The following is a 23,973-nucleotide window of genomic DNA, read 5'->3' as shown; positions in this document are numbered from 1 at the left end:
GATTATTTACCTCCCTTACGTAGACGAGGGTCTAAGACAACGTAAAGCATGTCTGCTAGTAGGTTAAAGAACAGCATAAACAACGTCATAATAAGTAATTGACCTTGTAGTACTTGGTAATCACGAGCGGTGATGGCATTGAAAAGTACGCTGCCTAACCCTGGGTAGTTAAAGATAATTTCAATGATTAACTGCCCACCGATGGCCATACCTAGAGACATAGAGAGAGCGGTAACACTTGGAAGCATTGCGTTACGAGCTGCGTAGTTAAATACCACGCGGTTCTCACTAAGACCTTTACCTTTTGCCATGGTGATATAGTCTTCAGCAAGTAGGTTAATCATGTTGTTACGCATGTTGACGAGAAAGCCACCCACTTGAACGATAGAGGCACAAACTAGAGGTAGAAATGCATGGTAAGCAACGTCTTTAATGAATGCCCAGCTTGTCCAATCAGGAATGGTTCCTGCTGTGTAGGCGTAGCCTGTAGGGAACCACTTTAAACCGATGGCAAAAGTGAACATGGCTAGCATGGCTATAACTACTTGTGGAACGGCTTGAACAATGAGCGTACCTGGTGTGATAAATGTGTCGTACCGGCTACCACGACGCCATGCAGCAAAAATACCCAGTACAGAACCTAAAGAGAACGATAAGATTACAGCTGTACCCGCTAGGAATAGAGACCAGCCAAATGCACCACCTAATAAGGTATTTACTGACAGCGGATAGAATTGGATTGAAGTACCAAGCTCCCAGCTGAGAATGTTTTTCATATAGGCAAAGTATTGCATCCAAATAGGACCATCAACGAAGCCTAATAGTTGTTTCATTGCTTCAATACGTTCAGGTGTTACTTGAACAGAAGCGTTCGCAAACATCATGGTAACTGGGTCACCAGGCATTGCTCGTGGAATAATAAAATTCAAAGTAGCTGCGACTAACAGCGCGATAAAATAAAATGACAAACGTCTTAAAAAATAACCCATAACTTACACCTTACTCACCCAAGTATTTTATCCCTGCTCTTGGTTTCAGGTCGTCCCTAGCGAAATTTGGAACGAAAAATCCCCTGACGACGAGCGTCATACTTTCAATTGAGAGTGTGGGGATTTATAAGCGGTGTACGGAAGCACACCGCAAGGATTGAACGATTACTTATTTCACTGGTTTTAGGTCCAGTACGTGAAGTAGACGCTCTGGGATACCAGCCCAAATGTTTGGACGGCCCTTAGGATTTTCTTCATTCCACCAACCGGTAAAGCGAGTTGTGTTGTATTGGTACATGTAAGCACCAGACATCACAGGAATCGTTACTTGGTCAGAAGCGATGATTTTCTGAATGCCATGAGCAATATCTAGCTGCTCATTTTTATCCGCTGTTTTGTAGAAGCTGTTTAACAGGCCATCTAGCTTGCTGTTTGTGTAGTAGTGCATCGCGAAACGAGGCATACCATCACCAGACTGAAGTGCTGAGTTGTATGCACTGTTCCAGTAAGTGTAAGGATCCGCACCGTGGAAGTAGTTTGTGTATGCTACGTCGTACGTACCTTCAAGCATCGCTTGGTTGTATACTGAGAAATCAGGCGTACGAGCTTTCGCTTTGATGCCGATTTCATTCAGTTGCTCTACTGCTAGTTGAACTGTGTTGTTAAAATCAGTCCAGCCATTTGGCGACTGAATCATCAGCTCGAAAGATTTACCTGTTGGAGTATCAACAAAACCATCTTTGTTTACATCTTTGAAGCCAGCTTTAGCAAGAAGTTGCTTAGCGCCTTCAGCGTTGTATGTGTTAAAGCCTTTGTATTTGTTGTGAGTCTTTTCATCAGACCATGCTTCGAATGCGTAGCCTAGGCCAGATGCGAAGTCATTTACGGTACCGCCACCGTAGAATGCGATGTCGATGATAGTTTGACGATCAAGTGCCATAGAGAATGCACGACGGAAATCAACGTTGTTCAGTGCTTCATTTTTCGCTGCATCTGGGTTTTTGAAGTTAACCACAAATGCTTGAGTGCCTGAAGGCGGGTACCAGTAGTGGTGCTTAGGACTTGCTGCTGCGTAAGTACGGTCAATGTCTGGAACGAACGATGAAGTCCAGTCCATTTCAGAGTTGACTACTTTTCCTAAGAATTGGTCGTTATTGGCAATTTGTGGAACACGTAGACAATCAACATCTAGGTTGTCTGCATCCCAGTAGTTCGGGTTAGCACACTGGATGTATAGTTGAGCTGTGAAAGTGTCAATTTCTGTAAATGGACCTGAACCAACAGGGTTTTCATTGGTGAAACTTGCTGGATCTTTGATGTCTTTCCATACGTGTTTAGGAACTACTGGTACTTTAGCAATTTCGTAAGGAACGTTTGAGTTCGCTTCTTTTAGGCGGAAACGAACTTGGTAGTCATTGAGTTTTTCTACACTAGAAACCCAAGAGTTGATGCCGCTTTGGTCTAGCTCTGGTTTCTCTTTTACTAAGTTGAAAGAGAAGATAACATCGTTTGCAGTAAATGCTTCACCGTCAGACCATTTTACGCCTTTACGGATATCAAAAACGACGCTCATTAGGTCGTCAGACATTTTGAAGTTTTCTGCCAAACGGAATACCGGAGTATTACCGTGCATTTCGTTAAACACAACAAGAGGCTCATATAAGAAGTCTGTTGTTGTATGAAGGTTAGTTGCACCTAGGTACGGGTTAAAGTTACGTACGAAAGTCGTAAATTCCTTCGGGTGGATAGTCAGTTCACTGCGTTCAGCGGCTGTCGCTACTGAGGCGAAACCTGTAGTAGCTGTCGCAATAATGGCTGTTGCAAGTGCTGTTTTTTTAATATTGGCAAGCATAGCTGTTCCTTACTATTTGCTTTCATTTCACTAATGGATTGGAATGTCATCAATTGATTAACACTCTCCAAGACCTACCTCTTTTTTACCTCCTGTTATAAAGGAGCATGTTTGAAAAAGATTGGCCTGTAGGTCTAAGACGTAACTAGAAGACACTTTATCGAGTGAATAATCAAATACCATTCCCGTTAAAAACGTCAAATCAGCAATCAACTCCGTCATAAACGTTAAAAATTCATTGTTTGTTTAATAATGAAGCGATTTTTCGCGGTTGATCTGACTCGCAAATCCATTTTTGAACACTTATAAAGTTAGTGGTTACTTACCTTTTAGGGTTTTAAATGTAATGTTTTAACCTTTGGGTTAATTAACGTAGATCTCGGTCACGCAGTGGTTCTACGTTAATTTATCGCGTGAATTTAAATCTGCCGTTCTGTTGTGATTAAGTTCGCAAAGTGAGATAACTGATGATGTTCTATGGAAACTATCGGTGATTTTTGTATCAATTTGGTCGGAATTATTGTGGCTTATGGTTCTTTTTTTATGAAGAGAAACAACCAACTTTCATAAGAGTAAAAATGGGAGGGTAGGTCATTGTCGAGTGTTAAAGATAAAAAAAACCTGCATGTTTAATGCAGGCTTTATTCCTAAATAGAGCGAGTTAACTCGTTAACAGCTTTTGTAGTTTATCGCGTAGCACTTCAATATGAGCTCGTTCTGGGCTCTGCTCTTTGCAATGTTCTAATATAAACTCAATTGAGCTTAATACCGTTCGCCAGCGAGGCGTTTTCGGCAGGGTTTCGACTCGTAGGTATTTGTCCAAGGTGCGGGTTTGTAGAGTGCTTCTGTCTAAATAGACGCGCCATAGACCACTCTGTTCGGCGAATGCAAATTTAGACTGATCGGTGACTCTCTCCCAGTAGTCGAGTGCGTTGGTCATTGCATCCACTAAGATTTCACGCATTAAATCTTGCTTGTTCATTCCTTCACCCACAGCTTTATCCGCAAGGCGAGTAAATTCACCGCCAAGCTCTTTAAGTTGCTGAAGTTTATTTTTATCGCCTTCAAAAGCGTAACTTGATAGTGCTTCTACTGCTGTCTCTAGGTTATTGATACGTGCCGCATTAACACCGCCCCCAATGTTAAATATATACATGGCATGCAAACCGGAGCCTTTTGCTAATTTAAGAATATCAGTAGAGATATGCTGTCGAATGTCTTCAACGTAGATATCGACGTCTCCACAATAATGCTCTTGCGTCACATTAAGGTATTTTGGAGCAATGATTTCATCGGCCATTGAGCGTTTAAGTTGTTCTTGAGAGCGTCTAAATAGCTTCGATGCCGCGTCATTGGCAAAGCGAATACGCATGTCATCTCGAATGCAGATAATAGCTTCTGGAGCTGATTCTAGTTGTTCAAGCAAGCGGCCTTGAGTTTCTAGTAAGTTCGCTTCGACCATTGCGCGGTGTTTTAACTCTAACTGTAATTGATCATTTTCAATTCGGCGGAGCTCGGCTTTGCTGGCCGTTAAATGGGCAATAATTCGAGCAGCAAGCTCCTGTTTGTTGAAAGGTTTAGACAAATAATCATTAGCACCAGCTTGGAAGCCTCGAATGCGGTCCTCCGTTTGGTTTAGGGCGGTTAACATTAAAATAGGAAGCTCGGCATGATCGTACTCTTCTCTTAATTTTTCGCACACCTGGTAGCCACTCATTCCTGGCATCATGACATCTAATAGTAATAACTCAGGCTTCTCCTGTTTAATCAGTTCAATAGTTTCTGGCCCATCATTAGCGGTGCGAACACGATAGCCTTCAAGGCGTAAGAAACTATCGAGGACATGTAAGTTAACAGGCTCATCGTCGGCGACAATAAGCAGAGGTCCATCGCTATTTTCAGGCAGTGCGGTACTTTCACCCTCTATGACATCAAAGGCATCGGGAGCCTTAAAGTGGTTGAGCGATGTCATGTTATAAGATGAGGCAATCTCTTCTTCATTCGCGATGGGCAGAGTGAAACTAAATGTGGTCCCTACCATAGGTTGGCTACTCACATACAGAGCCCCACCCATTAACTCAATGAGTTGACGAGTGATGGATAGCCCTAAACCGGCTCCTTGACGATAGCGTCCAGCATCTTGACCTGCTTGAATTAAGGGTTCAAAAATATGCTCTAAATGTTCTGCAGGAATGCCTTGGCCTGTATCGACCACTTGCACTCGAACTGAGTCATCGACAATGTTGGCAGAGATAACAATCTTGCCTTCAGAGGTATATTTAATGGCATTACCAATTAAGTTATATAGGATTTGTTCCAATCGCTGAGGGTCCGCAGAAACGAAAGCAACGTTGGTGGTGATTTGGTTAATGATGCGAATGGGTTTATTGCCGAGTAAGTGATTGGACAGTTCCAACACCAAACGGGTCGCACTAGAAATATCGACGGCTGACTTTTGAATGTCCAAGCTGCCGTAGCGCATTTTATGGTAGTCCAGTAGGTCGTCGACTAATGTCGCAAGTCGCTGACCACTGTTAATGATAATGTCGAGCTGATATTTCTGATGGGCAGGGATCGGACCATTCGCACCTGAAATGAGAGCTTCGGCAATGCCCACCATTCCGTGCAATGGTGTTCGTAATTCATGTGAAGTGGTTGCTAAGAATTCATCTTTGAGTTTATTTGCCAGTTGTAGATCGTCATTTTGTTTTTGGATTAACTTCAGGTTTTGCTCAAGTTCCTTGTTTTGACTTTCAATAAGTTGAATTTTTTCTCGAATGGAACGTTGCATACGGGAGAAGCTGATCGCTAAGCGTCCAATTTCATCTTTACGATCGGTATTGATGACATTCTCATCGAGATCTCCAGCAGACACTTTTTCTGCTGCCCAAGTGAGCTTTAAAAGTGGAGATGTAATGAAGTTGGATAAATAGTGAGAAGCGATAAAAACTAAAATAATCGCGGTCAGCATGACAAGCACAAAGAGTTTTTCGAGCTGCTGAATTCGGGCGTAAGCTTCATTTTCAGGCAGTTCAACCACCAGTGCCCAAGTACTACTTTTCAGTGCGATAGGAGCATAAGCGGCAATGGTGCTTTCGCCCTTAGCATTGATATAGCTACCGACCCCCGTGATTCCGCTTAACGCCTTATCAACAACTTTTAAACTGGTGTTGATGTCGTCTTGGCTATGCGCGAGGGTTCTGGGTAGGTGATCACTGCCAACCAATAGGGTTTGCATTGAGGAGGTTTTATTAATATCCGTGATTAACTTTGTAATGCCATTGCTTGGTAGGCGCAACATTGCGTAGCTGTGTAGGTACCCTTGCTGAACAATTGGCGCACCTAACCACGCTACCTGTTTTCCGTTCTCAATTAAAAAGTCCGACATAATCACAGGGGTGTAATCTTCATTGCTCTTGCGTTTAGATTGCACTTCATCAGCCAGTTTTTTAAAGGTAATGCCAAGGTTTGAGTCTTTATAGTGACCTGTCAGTAAATTGGTGCCGTAGTTATCATGTTTATAGGTGGAATAGGCGACATTACCTTCAAGATCTACTAATAGAATGTCATCAAAATCCGCACGTTTAAGCAATTCTAGATAAGCAGAGTGATAGCGTTTATGAAGTAGGCGATAACGTTCGCTTCCAACATAGCTGCTGGATTCTGGAAGGATTGACGTTTTTATTTGGTTGCCTGAACCTTTGATATATCGTTGCTGAGCATGGGCTCTCGCTTGATCGATATCCATCCCTAAGCGTTGAAAAGCGTTCACTAAGCCATAAAAACGCCCACCACTGGCATAGGCGAGTTCTGAACGAACAAAGCCCATCACTTCTGATTCTTGAGCTTGTAGATAATCAATGACTTGCTGTTGTTTTGTATCTCGAACCGATAAGAGGTGTGAGGTGTTTTGCTCTTGAAGATCGGTGCTGTGAGATTGGAGAAAAAAGACAGCAATCACAGTTAAAGGTGTGATACTTAAAACAAGAAAAGCCATCATTAAAGTATTCTGAAGGCGCTTGAATTTTTGCTTTCGATAGAACCTAAACATAAATAAGGCGTTAATTTCCGTGGCGGTTTTGACAACATTGACGAGGTAATCAAAACAGAGTGAAGGATTAAAGGGTTTCTAATCTAACGAAATTAACGAGTTTTTTTACTTTGACAAGTAAGTGTGATGCAAAGCGTGTTCAAAGACGCATTTTTTGCTTAATGAAACGGAAAATAGAGAAAATAGAGCACAGATTTTATTCTGTACTCTATCAATTAGCTATTTGGACGCGTGGTAAATCGCAAATTTGGTGGTCTTATTTATCGTCGCGCAATTACTAAAAGCTTGCTCGATAATCGGGATGTATTTGAGGAAACTATTCGCCACAATAAACAGCTGACCTTTACGTGTCATGCGGGTTGGAGCTTTCGCTAGCAGTGTTTCCGTTGCGCTGTAGCTGGTATCTAAACCTGAATGAAAAGGGGGATTACTGATGATAAATTGGTAGTCATCGCTACAATCTGAATAGACATCAGAAGCAAAAACACGACCTTGTAATCCGTTAGCTTCCAGAGTCGCTTGGCTTGAGGCAACGGCTAATGCGCTAATGTCACAGAGTTCTAATTCAATATCTGGATTTTGGCTTGCCATCACTGCACTGAGAACCCCTGCGCCGCAACCAAAATCTAGAACTTTACCAGAAAGTGCTGGTAGGCTATCAAGCAGTAATTTACTGCCAATATCAAATTCACCATGACTAAATACACCAGGTAAACTTTTTACGGTTAACGTCTGTTCTGCGTATTGGACGGTGTAGGTTTTGAACCAATCTTGTAGTGCAAAATCGGCTACTTGTTCGGTGCATTGTCCCCAATAGAACGAACAACGGCGAGCTGAATCGTATTTTTTCACAGGCCCATAAGCTTGGAACATTTTTTCGATACTTTTTACGCCAGAGCGGTTTTCGCCAACAACGATGATCTCGGTATCTGTACCTAGCTTCGCCAATAACATGGCAAGAAGGTATTCCGCTTCTGCTTTGGCTTTTGGCCAATACAATAAAATCATATCGGCTGGAGTTTCTGCCGTAAATTCAGCACCAAAATATCGAGAGATAGATGAGTGAGCTTCTAACTGGCGGTAATAGCCATAATGAGTTGTGAATACACTCACCGATGCACAGTGTTTTTCTAACTCGATAGGAAACAGATCTTCGACTTCGCCAGCAACAAGTACATGCTTTCCTTCAAAGTAGGCAAGCTGACGTTGGGCGATTTGACTCGGTGTTGTATAAACAGACATGATGAACTCAATTAATGGCAAGCGAAAATACGAAAGGGCAGATTCTCGCATAATCTGCCCTTTGCTTGAAGATATTTTAATGCTCTTCAGCACTCTCTCGTGGATAGAGAGAGTGTGAATTAATTATTGTCTTGTTTATCTAAGAAGTCTTTAAATTCTTCTTCATAGATATTAAACAGCACCATAGTGATAGCGAAAATAATAGGGCCATAGATAAGACCAATTAAGCCAAATAGTTGGATCCCGCCCAGTAATGAGAAGAAAATCATCAGGGTATTCATCCCCGCGCTGCCTTGCATTAAGAATGGTCTCAATAGATTGTCAATAGAACCGACAATCGCAACGCTCCATACCGTTAAGAAGATCGCCCAAGTGGTATCTCCGGTTAAAAATAGGTAAATTGCCGCAGGGATCCAAATTAAGGCCGTTCCTACGACAGGAATGAAAGAGGCAAATCCCATCATGGTTCCCCAGAAAAGTCCTGGGAACCCTGCGATCCACATACCTATCCCGCCAGCAAAGCCTTGTGCAATGGCAGTAAGAAAAGATCCCATCACTGCGGATTTTGAGACTTGTTCGATTTCCGAGAGTAGTTTGTCCTCTTGGCTGCGAGATAAAGGCAATATATGGCGGATCGCACTGATGATCTTGTCGTGATCGCGAAGCAAAAAGAACAGCACAAATAGCATCAAGAAGAAATCCATTAGGAAGTTGGTGGCATCCCCAAGAATTCTCGCACTAATGGCAACCAAATTTGAACCAAATGATGTGGCGAATTCCCCAACTTTTTGGGCAATAGATTGTGGTTCAATAGTGTCAAAAGGAAGATACTCATTGATAAAAGCAAGAGCCTTGACTACTAATGGGTGAGCAAAGAGCTCTTGAATACCACCATGAGATACCCACTGATAAGTATTGTGTGAGAAGGATGAGCCCTGCTGAACAATAGCGGCAAAAACCGCCAGCAATGGAATAACGATTATAAAGGTGAGGATGACACAGGATAATAGGGAAACAATGTTGGCTTTATTAGGCAGTTTTTTCTCTAGCCAATTATGAATAGGGAACATCAACAGTGAAATGATAAAGGCCATGACAATCGAATTGACATAAGGCTCTATCAATAAATAACAGGCATAAGCCGCTGCGAGGAGCGCCACAACGATAACCCAATGGCTAGATGTAATTTTGATTTTATCCTGCAAAATTAAGTCTCTAAAGTAGTCTTGATTAAGTTTATAATGACGTTAAAGCAGAAAGTGATCAATCAGGAGTTTTATTTATGGGCTGTTGTGGGAAAGATAGTGGTTGTAGCAAGAAAGCGCCTAAACGTAAAGTTCCATGGTTTTCGTTGCTTCTTGTGGGATTATTGATACTTGTTGCTGTAAATTGGCAATAAAGAAAGTTGGTAATAAGTAGAAAGGCTGAGTTCAGCCTTTCTACTGCTCAATATTAAGTTATTCTGCTTCTTTTGCGATAATAGCAAAACAGCGGTCTGCCGCTTCTAGTGTGGCTTCAATTTCTTTAGAGCCATGAGCTAGCGAAGTAAAGCTTGCTTCAAAAGCTGATGGTGCAAGGTAAACACCGTGCTCTAACATCAGGTGGAAGAAGCGTTTAAAGCGTTCAACATCGCATTTTGTCACGTCATCAAAACAAGTCACACTCTGTTGATCCGTGAAGAAGAAACCAAACATACCGCCTACATAGTTTACGAGTAGAGGGATACCATACTCGTCTGCTCGTTGTTTTAACCCCAAAGCGATTTGCTCTGTTTTAGAAGCAAGGCGTTGTGCATGACCGTCTTCTTTTAGAATAGTTAAACATGCGAAACCAGCGGCCATTGCAACAGGGTTGCCTGACAATGTACCCGCTTGGTATACAGGACCTGTCGGTGCGATATATTGCATTACTTCTTTACGACCACCGAAAGCACCCACTGGCATGCCGCCACCAATGACTTTACCAAGAGTCGTTAAATCAGGTTTGATGTTGTAATGCGCTTGAGCACAGCCTTGAGCCACGCGGAAGCCTGTCATTACTTCATCAAAAATCAGTAACGCACCTTCTTGATCACAAATTTCACGCAGACCTTCATGGAAGCCTTCAACTGGCGGGATGCAGTTCATGTTACCGGCAACAGGTTCAACAATGATGCACGAGATTTCACCTTTATTCGCAGCAAACAGTTCGCGAACTGATTCAAGGTCATTAAACGTAGCGGTTAATGTGTATTTTGCAAAATCAGCAGGTACGCCTGGTGAGCTTGGTTGGCCAAGTGTTAATGCGCCAGAGCCCGCTTTTACTAGTAGGCTGTCTGCATGGCCGTGGTAACAACCTTCAAACTTAAGAATTTTATCTCGGCCTGTAAAGCCACGAGCCAAACGGATAGCACTCATTGTTGCTTCAGTACCTGAGCTCACCATGCGCACTTGTTCCATTGATGGAACCATTTCAGAAACCAATTCAGCCATGTTGATTTCCATTTCGGTTGGAGCTCCGAAACTTAAACCACGTTGAGCCGCGCTAATCACAGCTTCACGAATAACAGCATGGTTGTGGCCAAGAATCATTGGACCCCAAGACCCAACATAGTCAATATATGCTTTACCATCAGCATCAAAAATTAACGGACCGTCAGCACGTTCTACGAAAATTGGCGAGCCACCAACACCGTTAAATGCACGAACTGGTGAATTTACACCACCTGGAATGGTGTGTTGTGCTTTTTGATACAGCTCTGATGATTTGGTCATGATATATCCTCTTTTGATTGTTCGGACCAATTGTCACGCATTGTACCTATCACACTCCGAACTAGAAATGTTTTGGCCAAATTTCTGACATTTTTCACGCTTAATCAAAATATTTGAGGGGTAGATAGGAAATGAAAGGGCTAGAAATGCGGAATAGTATCGGTGAATACTTGAACGAAACAGTCAGGTATTAGATAATCGCGGTATTATTAAAAAAGATACACCTGTTAACATGAGTTTTTACGATACTCAATTTAACGGGTCATTACACGAGAGAGGTTGTCGTGAGCGAAGTAAATGTACCACTGTCTTTTTCAGACGCAGCAGCAACACGCGTAAACACTTTAATTGCGGAAGAAGAGAACCCAGCATTAAAATTACGCGTTTATATTACTGGTGGTGGTTGTAGCGGCTTCCAATACGGTTTCACTTTTGATGAAAACGTAAATGAAGGTGACACGACCATTGTAAATAGCGGCGTTACTTTAGTTGTCGATCCTATGAGCCTTCAATATTTAATTGGTGGCGTTGTGGATTACACTGAAGGCCTTGAAGGGGCTCGCTTTTTTGTGAATAACCCTAATGCAACAACCACTTGTGGCTGTGGTGCATCATTTAGTGTCTAGTGAGTTTTGTTATACCCGTATTGACGATATCTATCGTGGGTAAAGTGAAACGCTTCACAGCAAATGAAGTCTTAAGCAGTTACTTTATAGAATAACTGTATAAATTTTACGTTAAGGATGTTGCGTGAAATTTTGAGCGGTAATACTGATACCAGAAATGTAGATAGCTGGTGTTGGTATTGACGCTTTAGACCTTATTAAAAAGGACTTCATATGCTGAATTTCCGTGCTGGTGGCTTTTTTACCCAGCGACCTTGGCTCATCTCATTTCTACTCCTTCTTTTTCTCTCCATTTGGCTTGGCCTTGGTGCATTGCGTGCTCAAGAAGCGCCGAGCAATAATAAATCTCAAACCATCCCATTGGCGAAAGTGGTCTATCAAACTTTCAACGCGCAAGCTACCGATAAAAAGATCGATCTGTACGGTCGTACGGCTCCAGATCGACAAGCGACTTTAGGTGCTGAAATTGCAGGGAAGGTGACGCAGGTTAAAATCAAAAAAGGTGATGCTGTTAAAAAAGGCCAAGCCATTGTTCAAATCGATAAAGGCGATCTAGCCATTCAGCTTGAACGAGCGAATGCCGTGTTACGTTTAAAGCAGAAAGAATTTAAAGCAGCAGATTCACTTAAAAGTCGTGGTTTACAAGGTGAAGTTGCCTATACCTCTGCACAAGCTTCTTTAACGGAAGCTAAAGCGGCAGTGAGTAATGCGAAACTCGCCTTAAGTAACACATTAATTCGAGCCCCTTTTAGTGGTGTGGTTGAAGCATTGAATATCGAAGTCGGAGATTTTGTTGGTGTAGGCGATCCTGTTGCAACATTGATCGATTTAGATCCACTGGTGATAAAAGCCGATGTCAGTGAACGACATATCCAAAGCCTTCAAGCTCAGCAAGATGCAAGGATAAAGCTACTCGATGGTTCGACTGTCGCTGGCAAGCTTCGCTATATTTCTCGTATGTCTTCAGAATCAACGAATACTTTTCCTATCGAAATAGCCATCGCCAATACGGATAAGAAAATCCCAGCAGGGATAAGTGCAGAGGTGACCTTGAGCCTAGAATCTCAACTTGCCATTAAAATTACGCCTGCAATGCTCGCCTTGGATGATGTAGGCAACTTAGGCGTTAAAACTCTGCAACAAGATATGGTTCACTTTGTGCCAATCCAATTGGTTAAAGCTGAACAAGATGGCGTGTGGTTGACGGGGCTTGGAAAGAAGGTTGATATCATTACGATAGGGCAAGGTTTTGTGCGTGATGGTGATTCAGTGATTGCGATTGAATTTTCTGAACAACAAAACTAGGAGGCACTATGTATTCCATTATTGATGCCGCCTTATCTCGGGCAAGAACCATGTTAACGCTGTTGGTGCTGATTTTGATTGCTGGAATTGGTACTTATATAGCTATTCCTAAAGAGTCTAGTCCCGATATAACCATACCTATTATTTATGTATCAGTAGGGCATCAAGGTATTTCGCCAGATGATGCTGAACGCCTTCTAGTTCGTCCAATAGAGCAAGAGTTACGCTCTATTGAAGGTGTTAAAGAGATGACCGCCACCGCTTCTGAAGGGCACGCTTCGGTCGTTCTTGAATTTAACGTTGGTGTCGACCTAAGTAAAGCGATGGCGGATGTTCGAGATGCGGTCGATCTTGCGAAACCTAAACTTCCCGCAGACAGTGATGAACCTACTGTAAATGAAGTGACATTAGCGTCAGAGCAGCCCATCTTATCGGTTGTCCTTTATGGAACGGTACCAGAAAGAACCATTGTCCAGTTAGCAAGGCAGTTAAGCGATAAACTGGAGAGTTACCGCCAAATACTAGAAGTCGATATAGCAGGGGATCGTGACGATATCGTTGAGATTATTGTTGACCCTCTATTGATGGAGAGCTACGGGCTTGACCAAGGAGACATTTACAACCTTATCGCGCTGAATAACCGAGTCGTTGCCGCCGGGTTTGTTGATACGGGTTATGGCCGTTTCTCGGTAAAAGTCCCTTCAGTGTTCGATTCTTTAAAAGATGTACTAGAGCTGCCAATCAAGGTTGACGGTAAACAGGTGATCACGTTTAGTGATGTGGCGACCGTGAGACGTGCTTTTCGCGATCCAGAAAGTTTTGCTCGACTGGATGGTAAATCCGCGGTGGTGCTCGATATTAAAAAGCGCGCTGGCGAAAATATCATAGAGACGGTCGAGTTAGTCAAAGCGGTGATGGTTGAAGCGCAGAAGCTTGACCAATGGCCTAGTAACCTTCTGGTTAAATACACCTGGGATGAATCTAAAGATGTCGAGATCATGCTCAATGATCTGCAAAATAATATTCTATCTGCCATCATCTTAGTGGTTATCGTCATTATTGCGATTTTAGGTGTTCGTACCGCGCTGCTTGTTGGTATCTCTATCCCTGGCTCATTCCTAACTGGCTTGCTAGTGCTGTCTGTTTTTGGGTTAACCGTTAATATCGTGGTGCTTTTCTCTTTGATCATGGCGGTTGGAATGCTGGTGGATGGCGCCATTGTGGTGACCGAATTTGCAGACAGAAGAATGCAAGAAGGCACGCCAAAGAGGGAAGCATACCAAGATGCGGCGAAACGAATGGCTTGGCCAATCACTGCATCAACGGCAACAACACTTGCTGCATTTGCACCACTGCTTTTCTGGCCTGATATTACGGGTGAGTTCATGAAGTTCTTGCCATTGACATTAATTGCCACCTTATCGGCATCTCTTGTGATGGCGCTGCTATTTATTCCGGTGTTAGGCAGTTTGATTGGGAAGCCACAGCATGTCTCGACAAAAAATAAAGAGAAAATGTTAGCTTTACATAATGGTGATTTTTCGAAAGCTACGGGTCTGACCAAGCTCTATTACCACACGTTATCAATTGCTATTAAGCACCCTCTGAAAATCTTACTGTGTTCAATATTGCTTGCGGTGAGTGTCGGGTTTACCTATTCAAAAGCAGGTTTAGGCGCGGAGTTTTTCCCTGAAGTGGATCCTCCTTTCTTTACGGTGAAAGTGCGATCTTATGGTGATCTCTCTATTGATGAGAAAGATGTGATCATGAGCCGAATTGAACAGGTGATGTTAGATCATGAGGAGTTTGAGAGCGTTTATACCCGAACGGGAGGGGATGATGAAATTGGACAAATTCAGATCACCCCTGTGGACTGGCAATATCGACGCCGTGTGAAGGACATTATTGATGAGTTAAAACAGACAACTAATCAATTCGCGGGCGTTGAAATAGAGTATAAATTCCCTGATGCTGGCCCTCCGGTAGAAAATGACTTAGTGATAGAGATGTTTGCTCGAATTCCTGATTCATTAGATGGTGCGGCTAAGTTAGTTCGCCATTGGGCTGATAATAACCCGGCCCTTACAAACATCAGTGATACCTCAAGTAAAGAGGGAATAGATTGGAAAATTGATATTCGTAGAGGGGATGCCGCTCGTTTCTCTGCTGATGCGACATTAGTGGGAAATACCGTTCAGTTCGTCACTAATGGGCTCAAGATTGGAGATTATCTTCCTGATGATGCAACAGAAGAAGTCGATATCTTAGTGCGCTTCCCTGAAGATAAGCGAGATATAGGACGCTTTGACCAATTAAGAATAAAGACGCCTGCCGGTCTTGTTCCTATTACCAATTTCGCTCAAATCGTGCCAGATCATAAGCAGGACACCATCAATAGAACCGATGGCCAGCGAGTGATCAGTATTATGGCGGATATGGAAGAAGGTTATAACCTTGCCCTTGAACTACCCAAAATTCAGCAAGCGCTCACCGAGTTGAATTTGCCTAGCGGTGTTGAATTTAAAATTCGTGGCCAGAATGAAGAACAAGAACATTCATCTGAATTTTTACAGAGCGCCTTCATGGTTGCATTGGCGGTGATGGGGTTGATTCTAATTACCCAGTTCAACAGTTTCTATCAGGCGTTACTGATCTTGAGTGCGGTGTTGTTCTCTACTGTCGGTGTGTTTATAGGGTTGCTGATCTTCCAACGTCCGTTTGGCATTGTGATGTCAGGTATTGGCGTGATTGCGCTTGCTGGGATTGTGGTTAACAACAATATTGTATTGATTGATACCTTTAACCAATTGATCAAGCGTGGGCTAAGCAAACAAGATGCCATTTTACGTACTGGTGTTCAGCGTTTAAGGCCCGTGATGCTGACGACCGTTACGACCATATTGGGATTAATGCCAATGGTACTGGAGATGAATATTGATCTGATTAATCAAAAGATCGAATTTGGTGCTCCGAGTACGCAGTGGTGGTCACAGTTGGCGACGTCTATTGCCGGTGGATTAGCGTTTGCTACCGTTTTGACTCTCGTGTTAACCCCATGCTTATTGATGCTAGGGCGAGATAAATCCAAGGCGGCAGTAACTGAGCCTAAACAACTGGCAGAACTAAAGTCTGACGATGCTTAAATAGTTAGAGCTTAAAGAGATAAAGTTGAATTTGAGAGCTCCAAGAAAGAGCATTAATGAGTTCTCTTTAAGAGGTAGAGATACAGAGGTAAAGAGATAGAGAGTGGCGAGATGTCTATTCACCACTCTCTATTGATCACGATTTCATAACAATTATTGTCTATGCCTATTACTGTTTAGCGAGCAATTGGCCGTATCGTTCAAGTTTATTCAATCGAATATTCGCGTTGGCAATAAAGGTTGCTTTCGCTTTGCCTGTTAGCGATTTTGATTGCGGTAGTTTAACCGTGCGTGCGTTCTTATGTACGCCATTTACTAGGAATTCATAATGTAGGTGGGGGCCTGTCACTCGTCCGGTTCCACCTAGTGTCCCTACCGTTTGTCCCTGTTTCACTCGTTGGCCTGTTTTCACCATGCGACGTTTCATGTGCAGGTATTTGGTGATGTAGGTATTGCTATGGCGAATGAAAACGTAATTACCGTTATATTTGTTGTAGCTAGACTTTTGCACGATACCATCACCAGCAGCCCAAATAGGCGTTCCTACTGGAGCTGCATAATCCGTACCTCTGTGAGCACGAACTTTTCCTGTCACTGGGTGTTTACGACGAGGGTTAAAGTTTGAGGTAACACGACGGAAATCAATAGGAGAGCGTAGAAATGCTTTTTTCATAGCACGCCCTTTCTCGTCGTAATAGTTGCCCGTTTTATCATCAAGGATGGCAGTAAAGGTATCCCCTTGGTTGGTAAATACCGCGGCCATTATTTTACCTCTGCCAATCACTTCACCTTCCACCACTTTCTCTTGATAGAGCATTTTAAAGCTATCGTTCTCTCGGATGTCTAAGGCGAAGTCAATATCCCAGCCAAATATGCCAGCCAATTCCATGATTTGGTTCGCGGTTAATCCTGATGAAATGCCAGCATTCCAGAAGTTGGATGTGATTTCTGCTTCCGCATAATTGTACTGGTAATTGATCTCTTTCTTATCGAATTCAGATTGAAACCCAGAGTCAGTCCGAGTGACTTTGAATGTTTCAAATGCGCTGATATTGCGTTTGAGCTGTACCATCTCATTGTTTTCATCAAAACCGAAAATGAGCTTGTCGCCTGGTTTCAATTTGGTGAGTTGAGTTTTGATATCTTTATTGGTTGAAACGAGGTTATAGAGTAAACGTGCGGATAACCCAATGCGTTTGAAAAGAACAGAAGCACTCTCACCGGATTGAACTTTGTGCGATTCCCATTTTAGTACTGTCGTAGGCAATATGTCCTGACCAGGGGAAAGCGCCTCTGCATTAATCGCCAAAGGATAATGTCGCCCTAGTTCTAGGCGGCTTTCATCTGTTCTTAGATCGCTAGCATCGGGTAATAAAAACAGCGCAACAAAAATAATGGCGCTAAAAAAGACAATTAATGTCTTATGAATCCAAGGTAGGCGGGTAAAAATCGACAACATGTTCAGGTTCGTTCTGTATTTTTTGTGAAAATAGACAACGGAATAGTTTAACTGGTTTCAAAAAACATCTCTATTCAGTAATATGTCTGGATAACATATTTTGCCAAATCTGTGGGAGCAACCAACAATGGCGAGTTTTGAAGCAGCACTTGCTGAAATTAAACGCGGTGTAGAAGAGCTAATACCGGAAGAAGAACTAATTGCAAAGCTGAAAGAGGATCGTCCTCTTCGTATTAAGCTAGGTGCCGATCCAACTGCACCCGATATCCACCTTGGTCACACAGTTATTTTTAATAAACTGCGTCACTTTCAAGATCTCGGCCATGAAGTTACTTTCCTTATTGGTGATTTCACAGCAATGGTTGGAGACCCGTCAGGTAAAAATACGACGCGTCCACCACTTAGCCGTGAAGATGTATTGAGAAATGCTGAAACGTATAAAGAGCAAGTATTTAAAATTCTCGATCCGGCACGTACTAAAATTCAGTTCAACTCTGAATGGTTATCTGAATTAGGTGCTGAAGGTATGATCCGTTTAGCATCGAACCAAACCGTTGCTCGTATGCTTGAACGTGATGACTTTAAAAAGCGTTATGCTGGTGGTCAGCCAATCGCTATTCATGAATTTATGTATCCTTTACTGCAAGGTTACGATTCTGTTGCGATGGAAACGGACGTCGAGCTTGGTGGTACCGATCAGAAGTTCAATCTACTGATGGGTCGTGAACTACAAAAAGCACACGGACAAAAGCCTCAAGCTGTATTGATGATGCCGCTATTGGTAGGTTTAGATGGCGTTAAGAAGATGTCTAAATCGGCACATAACTACATCGGCATTAGCGAAGCGCCAAGCGAAATGTTTGGTAAAATCATGTCTATTTCAGATGACTTGATGTGGAGCTACTACGAACTCCTTTCTTTCCGCCCACTTGAAGAAGTTGCGGAATTGAAAGCAGGCGTTGATGCAGGTAAGAACCCACGTGATGTGAAAGTTCTATTGGCTAAAGAGATCATCGCTCGTTTCCACTCAGAAGCCGATGCTGATGCAGCAGAGCAAGAGTTTGTGAACCGTTTCGCGAAGAATCAAATACCTGAAGATATGCCTGAGTTTGAATTTGAAGCAGGTATGCCAATTGCTAACGTATTAAAAGAGTCGGCTTTAGTGAACTCGACTTCAGATGCGATGCGTATGATCAAGCAAGGCGCAGCTAAGATTGATGGCGCTAAAATTGAAGATAATAAACTCGTTCCTGAAGTTGGAACGGCGGTTTACCAAGTTGGTAAGCGTAAATTTGCTCGTATTACGATCAAATAATAGTGGTTATCAATAGTAGAACGTAATTCAAAAAGGCATCGTGATGATGCCTTTTTTTATACTTAAAAAACGAAGTAAATGTGATGCTTTACTCATCTAATTCATGGGCTTGGTTTGTTTTTTTTGTTAGAATACCGCCGCTGCCAGTAAGGCAGTATCTTTGGAGATTTTTATGAACCATACCGACCATCCTCCCAGTTGCTGGGTAAAAAGCGCTAAGGGAGCAAAATAACCCGTTTCGGTATCGGTGATCTTCACTCCTACCCAACGGTAGGGGACTATTCCTGTCAAACTGAATGAGCATGACTCTATTGCTTATTTTTAATGATGCTGTATCCAGTTTTCCCAATCTATTTTCTCTTATATGTACTTTTGTATAGGTATCTTGCCGTGCGCTTGAGCTATACAGATGGTCGTTACCAATGCCAATCGGGAGATTCGCCATGACGGTAATGAACAACATTTTTCAACACCACAATACTCATTTTTCGAATGCGGAGATCAGCGCTGCGACGAATGCGTTTTTACAATATGAACAGTCACACCAGATCCACTTATTGACGGTGATGTCGATTGAAGAAGCCGTGGGGGTTTTGAATCACTGCACGGTTGGGTATGTGCAGGAGTTACTCTCACTGTTAGAGCTGGAAGGTTATGACAAACGAGCGCGTCATTATGCTCACCAATTGGGTTTCATTCGTTCAGAAGCGGAGACCACTCAGGGGTATTTGGCGACGAGTGTGCTGGAGCACGTTAAACAGCGAGTCGGTTGGATCGTTATTCTGGCTTTGTTCGGTATCATCTCTGGGCTGATTATTGCTCAGTATGAAAATACATTAAGCCAATTGATGTTGCTCGCGATTTATATGCCAGTTATCGCTGCCGCCGGTGGTAATACTGGCACGCAAGCGGCGACATTGGTGATACGGGCGTTAGCGACTGGAGATCTTAAGAAAAGGCAGTGGATATCTGTTCTTTGGAAAGAGAGCCGGGTGGCGATATGCCTAGCGATTGCGATTTCAGCTGTAATGATGGGGCGCATACTATTATTTGGCGATGCTCAATCAACAGGGGGATTTGATATCCATTTGATTGCTTTTGCTATTGCAGTCGCTCTGTTTATCCAAGTGACGATATCAACGACCTTAGGAGGGCTATTGCCAATATTAGCCAGAGTCATCAAGCTTGATCCTGCGGTTCTAGTTAGTCCTGTACTTGCCTCGATCGTTGATATTTCAGGTATGTGGATCTACTTTACCGTGGTGAATTACTTTTTAGGTTTAGCCTGACTTGCTTTTAAAACATCACGATAAAATTCTTGTTCGAATAATGTGATAGGAGCGGTGACTGGTTTGCCATCGCCGCTCTTACTTGGGAAGTAGTCACTCACAAATTGAATAAACATCGTTTCAGGTTGACCATTTTTATTTAAACCGTATCCCGCCATATTGTAAGTACCGTATAAAGAACCACTTTTAGCGATAAGTTGATCTGAAATTGGGTTTTTTCTCATGCTAGAGCGATATTTCAAGGTTCCATTCTTTCCAGCGACAGGCATCAGTTTTATCAAGTCAAGTTGCTGATCATTTTCCCAGATATAGTGCAGAACATGAGACATGTCCGATGCGGTTATGCGGTTATTTCTTGATAACCCAGAACCATCAACCAGTTGTGCATCTGTTAAGTCTATACCCGCTTTTGCAAACAGTATTTGCTTGATCGCTTGTGTGCCATTACCAAAACTGCCCGGTTGGACAAAAAAGTGCGCACCTAGCGTTTTTGTTAAATTGTCTGCGATTAAGTTATTCGATTTTTTTAGCATGATATCGAGTAACTGTGGGAGCTTTTCTGAACGGTGCTCAGCGATGAATTCACTCGAACCTTTGTTCGCAGGAGCGCCAATGAAAATATCTCCGCTGATTGTCATGTTTAATTCATGCAAAATCTGAGTGATTAAAGCTTGTGTATAGAGTTCGGGTTGCTGAAGAGCAAATTTCAAAGGCAGAGGCTTTGTACGCGATACTAAGCAGCCGGAAAGTGCATAGCGATTATTGTCGAAGGTTTGCAGTTCCAAATCACACTGCGTCGCATTTTGTCCTGCTTTAGATACCGTAGTGGCATTTGAAGAAACGGTGATCGGTTGATGTTGTGGGACGTGAACGCGCGTTGAGCCATTAGTTTGAGTATAGATTGATGCCTGAATACAGTTGCCATCGAGAGTAATTGCGGTAGATGGTGCACTGTAGCAGACCCCTAAAATATCCCAAGGCCAGCCTACCGCACGCGGGTATCCAGTAAATGCTGAATTATCTAACCAGAGGTTACCGTCTATCGAATGAGTCCCCATCTGCTTTAGCCGGATGAACAACTGCTTTAGATGAGCTCTTGTGAGTGTTGGATCACCAGAGAAGCGAATAATCAGATCTCGGCCGCTTCTTTCAAGAGTGGTCGGAAAGTAGAAATCATCACCTAGCTCTAACTTGGTCGCGAGAGCCGTTAATAGTTTTAAAGTGCTGGCTGGAGGATAGAGTGAAGATGAGTCTTGCTTTATGACAGCGTTATCTGAAGACAATGATTGAATGATTAAACTGCTACGGCTGCCATTTGGCAAATGAGAAGTAGGTGAATATGCGAGAGAGAATTGAGAAAACAGTAAACAACAAACAAGCAATAGCGAACGCATAATAAAAACTTCTAGAAAAGGAGTAGTTATGAGTATACATACATAAAAAAACGCCTGCTAGAGAGCAGGCGTTTAAATTCATTTTGTATCTGAGACTAATTTAGAATCAGGTTAGACTTAGAAGTCGTAACGTAGACCTAAAGCTAGTTCATCTTCAGCATCCATAGATGTTGCAGAACCGTTACCAGCACCAACTTCACCTAGCTTGTCGCCTTTAGAGATTAGGTTGAAGTTGTAAGATACGTAGCCACGGAAGTTAGGCTTGAAGAAGTAAGTTGCATCTACAGCAATGTTATCTGCTGATGTTTCGCCATCAGTTTCTGCATTGTTGTAAGTAGAAGAGAATACAGTTTGACCCATAGTGTAAGCTGCTGCTAGCTCGTAACCTGTGTAGTCTGCATCTTTCTTGTCTTTTTCACCGTCAGTGAATACACCAGCGAAGTATAGATCACCCATTGTGTAAGATGCTGCTAGCATGTATTCGTTTTGGTCTGCTTGGTCCGCGTAACCACCACCAAGTGCTAGGCCAGTTTCGCCGATAGTGTAGATACCAGATAGAGAGTAACCATCTTCACCGTTGTCGCCGTATTCGCCAGGGTTAGTTGTTGTGCCTTCAACACGGTCAGCAAAACGGTAGCTTGCTTTAACATCTAGAGCGTTGAAAGAACCTTTGTACGAGATCATGTTGTCTGTACGGTCAGCAGCCGCAAGTTTGTCTGCTGCAGAGTTACCGTGGTAAGCCATGATATCAGTGAAATCTGTGATTACACCAAGAGCACCGTCGTTTTTACCGTAAGTTACTTCACCAAATTCACCACCGATACCAGCGTAAGCGTAACGGTTATCTAGGCTATCAACAGAAACGTCATTACCATTAGTGTCTGTTACTGTTGCTGGGTCAGTTACGAATTCACCTTCGTAGAAACCAACGCCGTATAGGCCATCTTGGATTTCAACTTTACCTAGGAAGTTAAGACGAACACGTGATTTGTCTTCAACTTTGCCATCTTTCATAGATAGACGAGCTTCAGCACGGCCACCCATTTCTAGAGAAGTACCATCTTGATTGTAGAGTTCAGATGCGTTTGCGCCAGTAGCGATTGCAGCAGCAGCTACAGAAAGTGCAATTAATGTCTTTTTCATTGTTATAAGTCCTAAATTTACTGTCCATAAATTATGCGAGAGGAAGTTCCCGCTCGAGTACTCTCTATTTGCTTAAATCTGATTCGCTATATCTGCGATGTACGAAGCAAGCTCAAGTAATCTGTGGTTACTTTTTACCCCTAAAGTTCATCAGCTCGTTAGTAAAATGATATAAATGAAAGTTATGAACACTGTTTCATTGCATTTTTATAGGTATAAGCTGTTGTTTTATATTGTTTATATCGAATGTTCTTTTGGCGGGGATTTGCGTTTTTTTTAGCTTTTTTTATATTGGTATGCCCAATTTCTATCGATTTAGCTATTTTTGATAGCCACGAAAAATTAATTCCTGTGAGTCGAATGGTAGTTTCATGCTTGGAAAAATTAATTAAGATGATTTAGCTCTTGAGTTTGTTTAAACTAATAGCATGTTAGTTAATCCCTACTTTAGCTGTTGTGCTAAGAGGGTTTTTTTGTCCAAAGAAAACTTTGGCATAGAGGTTACGTAATGGAAAAGGTTCCAATGACCCTTCGTGGTGAAAGTAAACTGCGAGAAGAATTAGAAAGATTGTTGAAGCTGCGTCCTATTATTTCAGCTGCAATTGGCGAAGCTCGTGAGCTTGGCGATTTAAAGGAGAATGCTGAATATCATGCTGCTCGTGAAGAGCAAGGTATCTGTGAAGCTCAAATTCGTGATATTGAATATAAGCTATCTGTTGCTCAGATCATTGATGTGACTAAAATGGAAAATACCGGAAAAATTATTTTTGGTACTACCGTTACTTTGATCGATGTTGATACCGACGCAGAAGTGAAATATCAAATTGTTTCTGAAGATGAAGCGGATATTAAATCTGGCAGAATTTCTGTTAAATCACCAATTGCACGCGGATTAGTGGGCAAAATGGAGGGGGATGAAGTGATTATCTCGACTCCTGGTGGCGATAAAGACTTTGAAATTGATAAAGTAGAATATATTTAATTTTCAATTTTAGCGTTGAAAACTAAAAAGGCCGCAATGCGGCCTTTTTCTATTTCGTAACAAAGTTTGCAATTAATGCGAACTGTTATTTACGAGGGATCTCGATTTTACGCTCAGGTGTCTGGCGGAATAGTACTAATGTTTTACCAATAGTTTGTACTTTTTCTGCGCTTGTTTCACGAACAATAGCGTCAATAATCAATTGCTTAGTTTCGCGATCTTCTGATGCGACTTTGATTTTGATCAGTTCATGGTGATTCAGAGCAAGATCGATTTCCGCTAGAACAGCCTCAGTTAGTCCATTTGCGCCCATTAGCACAACAGGTTTTAAACTGTGAGCTAGGCCTTTTAGGTGCTGCTTTTGTTTGGTGCTTAGGTTCATTATGCGGCCAATTTTCTTTATTATAAGGGTTGAAAAAACCTATTTTAG

General features: G+C 42.5%; 17 protein-coding genes. 6 read left to right on the top strand and 11 right to left on the bottom strand.

Annotated features, from left to right (window positions below):
- Positions 1-2: 2 nt before the first annotated feature.
- The 6 genes from L4C39_RS06950 to hemL all read right to left on the bottom strand — a co-directional run bounded on the left by L4C39_RS06950 (position 3) and on the right by hemL (position 10,887).
- The gene (locus L4C39_RS06950) at positions 3-989 is read right to left on the bottom strand and encodes an ABC transporter permease (protein WP_113799210.1); all 987 of its coding nucleotides are present in this window, start codon (positions 987-989) and stop codon (positions 3-5) included.
- Positions 990-1,158: 169 nt separating this feature from the next.
- On the bottom strand, positions 1,159-2,841 hold the full coding sequence (locus tag L4C39_RS06945) for an ABC transporter substrate-binding protein (protein ID WP_113799208.1): 1,683 nt from the start codon (positions 2,839-2,841) through the stop codon (positions 1,159-1,161).
- A gap of 661 nt (positions 2,842-3,502) precedes the next feature.
- Positions 3,503-6,892, bottom strand: coding sequence for a response regulator (locus L4C39_RS06940; protein WP_261888879.1), 3,390 nt, complete (start codon positions 6,890-6,892; stop codon positions 3,503-3,505).
- A gap of 219 nt (positions 6,893-7,111) precedes the next feature.
- Positions 7,112-8,134: a 16S rRNA (guanine(1207)-N(2))-methyltransferase RsmC gene (gene rsmC, locus L4C39_RS06935; protein ID WP_429745127.1), complete on the bottom strand. Its 1,023-nt coding sequence runs from the start codon at positions 8,132-8,134 to the stop codon at positions 7,112-7,114.
- A 119-nt stretch (positions 8,135-8,253) separates the two neighbouring features.
- Positions 8,254-9,339: an AI-2E family transporter gene (locus L4C39_RS06930; protein WP_017054125.1), complete on the bottom strand. Its 1,086-nt coding sequence runs from the start codon at positions 9,337-9,339 to the stop codon at positions 8,254-8,256.
- A gap of 252 nt (positions 9,340-9,591) precedes the next feature.
- Positions 9,592-10,887, bottom strand: coding sequence for a glutamate-1-semialdehyde 2,1-aminomutase (gene hemL / locus L4C39_RS06925; protein ID WP_429745124.1), 1,296 nt, complete (start codon positions 10,885-10,887; stop codon positions 9,592-9,594).
- 284 nt (positions 10,888-11,171) lie between these two features.
- Between hemL and erpA the strand changes: the two genes are divergently transcribed.
- From erpA to L4C39_RS06910, 3 genes are all read left to right on the top strand, one after another.
- A complete protein-coding gene (gene erpA, locus L4C39_RS06920) occupies positions 11,172-11,513 on the top strand; it encodes an iron-sulfur cluster insertion protein ErpA (protein WP_017054122.1) in 342 nt (113 codons plus the stop codon).
- A gap of 213 nt (positions 11,514-11,726) precedes the next feature.
- Entirely contained in the window at positions 11,727-12,818 is a 1,092-nt protein-coding gene (locus L4C39_RS06915; protein WP_113799204.1) for an efflux RND transporter periplasmic adaptor subunit, read from the top strand.
- A gap of 8 nt (positions 12,819-12,826) precedes the next feature.
- Positions 12,827-15,961, top strand: coding sequence for an efflux RND transporter permease subunit (locus tag L4C39_RS06910; protein WP_371711743.1), 3,135 nt, complete (start codon positions 12,827-12,829; stop codon positions 15,959-15,961).
- A gap of 169 nt (positions 15,962-16,130) precedes the next feature.
- Here the strand turns inward: L4C39_RS06910 and shyC are convergent, their stop codons facing one another.
- Entirely contained in the window at positions 16,131-17,420 is a 1,290-nt protein-coding gene (shyC, locus tag L4C39_RS06905; RefSeq protein WP_429745121.1) for a peptidoglycan DD-endopeptidase ShyC, read from the bottom strand.
- 127 nt (positions 17,421-17,547) lie between these two features.
- On the opposite strand from shyC, the gene tyrS reads away from it, so the two are divergent.
- The gene (gene tyrS, locus L4C39_RS06900) at positions 17,548-18,735 is read left to right on the top strand and encodes a tyrosine--tRNA ligase (RefSeq protein WP_017054118.1); all 1,188 of its coding nucleotides are present in this window, start codon (positions 17,548-17,550) and stop codon (positions 18,733-18,735) included.
- 126 nt (positions 18,736-18,861) lie between these two features.
- Here the strand turns inward: tyrS and L4C39_RS06895 are convergent, their stop codons facing one another.
- Entirely contained in the window at positions 18,862-19,026 is a 165-nt protein-coding gene (locus L4C39_RS06895; protein ID WP_216599518.1) for a hypothetical protein, read from the bottom strand.
- A gap of 152 nt (positions 19,027-19,178) precedes the next feature.
- Here L4C39_RS06895 and L4C39_RS06890 point away from each other — a divergent pair, with 152 nt between their 5' ends.
- Positions 19,179-20,024 carry a magnesium transporter gene (locus L4C39_RS06890; protein ID WP_017054116.1) on the top strand — a complete coding sequence of 282 codons (846 nt, stop codon included), beginning with the start codon at positions 19,179-19,181 and terminating at the stop codon, positions 20,022-20,024.
- Here the strand turns inward: L4C39_RS06890 and dacB are convergent.
- Both dacB and L4C39_RS06880 read right to left on the bottom strand, forming a co-directional pair.
- A complete protein-coding gene (dacB, locus tag L4C39_RS06885) occupies positions 20,003-21,418 on the bottom strand; it encodes a serine-type D-Ala-D-Ala carboxypeptidase (protein WP_113799196.1) in 1,416 nt (471 codons plus the stop codon). The genes L4C39_RS06890 and dacB overlap by 22 nt on opposite strands.
- A gap of 117 nt (positions 21,419-21,535) precedes the next feature.
- Complete coding sequence (locus L4C39_RS06880) at positions 21,536-22,561, bottom strand: porin (RefSeq protein ID WP_136995550.1); 1,026 nt, start codon at positions 22,559-22,561, stop codon at positions 21,536-21,538.
- A 508-nt stretch (positions 22,562-23,069) separates the two neighbouring features.
- Between L4C39_RS06880 and greA the strand changes: the two genes are divergently transcribed.
- The gene (gene greA / locus L4C39_RS06875; protein ID WP_113799192.1) at positions 23,070-23,543 is read left to right on the top strand and encodes a transcription elongation factor GreA; all 474 of its coding nucleotides are present in this window, start codon (positions 23,070-23,072) and stop codon (positions 23,541-23,543) included.
- A gap of 85 nt (positions 23,544-23,628) precedes the next feature.
- Here greA and yhbY read toward each other — a convergent pair whose 3' ends face one another.
- A complete protein-coding gene (gene yhbY, locus L4C39_RS06870; RefSeq protein ID WP_017054112.1) occupies positions 23,629-23,925 on the bottom strand; it encodes a ribosome assembly RNA-binding protein YhbY in 297 nt (98 codons plus the stop codon).
- Positions 23,926-23,973: the final 48 nt, after the last annotated feature.

It is taken from the genome of Vibrio clamense (assembly GCF_050337905.1).
Lineage (GTDB): Bacteria > Pseudomonadota > Gammaproteobacteria > Enterobacterales > Vibrionaceae > Vibrio > Vibrio cortegadensis.
This window is presented reverse-complemented; position numbering and strand designations above follow the sequence as displayed.

What these genes read in the sequence shown, in the direction of transcription:
- L4C39_RS06950 (WP_113799210.1), bottom strand. Translation starts at nt 989, where the DNA reads ATGGGTTATTTTTTAAGACGTTTGTCATTTTATTTTATCGCGCTGTTA.
- L4C39_RS06945 (WP_113799208.1), bottom strand. Translation starts at nt 2,841, where the DNA reads ATGCTTGCCAATATTAAAAAAACAGCACTTGCAACAGCCATTATTGCG.
- L4C39_RS06940 (WP_261888879.1), bottom strand. Translation starts at nt 6,892, where the DNA reads ATGTTTAGGTTCTATCGAAAGCAAAAATTCAAGCGCCTTCAGAATACT.
- rsmC (WP_429745127.1), bottom strand. Translation starts at nt 8,134, where the DNA reads ATGTCTGTTTATACAACACCGAGTCAAATCGCCCAACGTCAGCTTGCC.
- hemL (WP_429745124.1), bottom strand. Translation starts at nt 10,887, where the DNA reads ATGACCAAATCATCAGAGCTGTATCAAAAAGCACAACACACCATTCCA.
- L4C39_RS06915 (WP_113799204.1), top strand. Translation starts at nt 11,727, where the DNA reads ATGCTGAATTTCCGTGCTGGTGGCTTTTTTACCCAGCGACCTTGGCTC.
- L4C39_RS06910 (WP_371711743.1), top strand. Translation starts at nt 12,827, where the DNA reads ATGTATTCCATTATTGATGCCGCCTTATCTCGGGCAAGAACCATGTTA.
- shyC (WP_429745121.1), bottom strand. Translation starts at nt 17,420, where the DNA reads ATGTTGTCGATTTTTACCCGCCTACCTTGGATTCATAAGACATTAATT.
- tyrS (WP_017054118.1), top strand. Translation starts at nt 17,548, where the DNA reads ATGGCGAGTTTTGAAGCAGCACTTGCTGAAATTAAACGCGGTGTAGAA.
- L4C39_RS06890 (WP_017054116.1), top strand. Translation starts at nt 19,179, where the DNA reads ATGACGGTAATGAACAACATTTTTCAACACCACAATACTCATTTTTCG.
- dacB (WP_113799196.1), bottom strand. Translation starts at nt 21,418, where the DNA reads ATGCGTTCGCTATTGCTTGTTTGTTGTTTACTGTTTTCTCAATTCTCT.
- L4C39_RS06880 (WP_136995550.1), bottom strand. Translation starts at nt 22,561, where the DNA reads ATGAAAAAGACATTAATTGCACTTTCTGTAGCTGCTGCTGCAATCGCT.
- greA (WP_113799192.1), top strand. Translation starts at nt 23,070, where the DNA reads ATGGAAAAGGTTCCAATGACCCTTCGTGGTGAAAGTAAACTGCGAGAA.
- yhbY (WP_017054112.1), bottom strand. Translation starts at nt 23,925, where the DNA reads ATGAACCTAAGCACCAAACAAAAGCAGCACCTAAAAGGCCTAGCTCAC.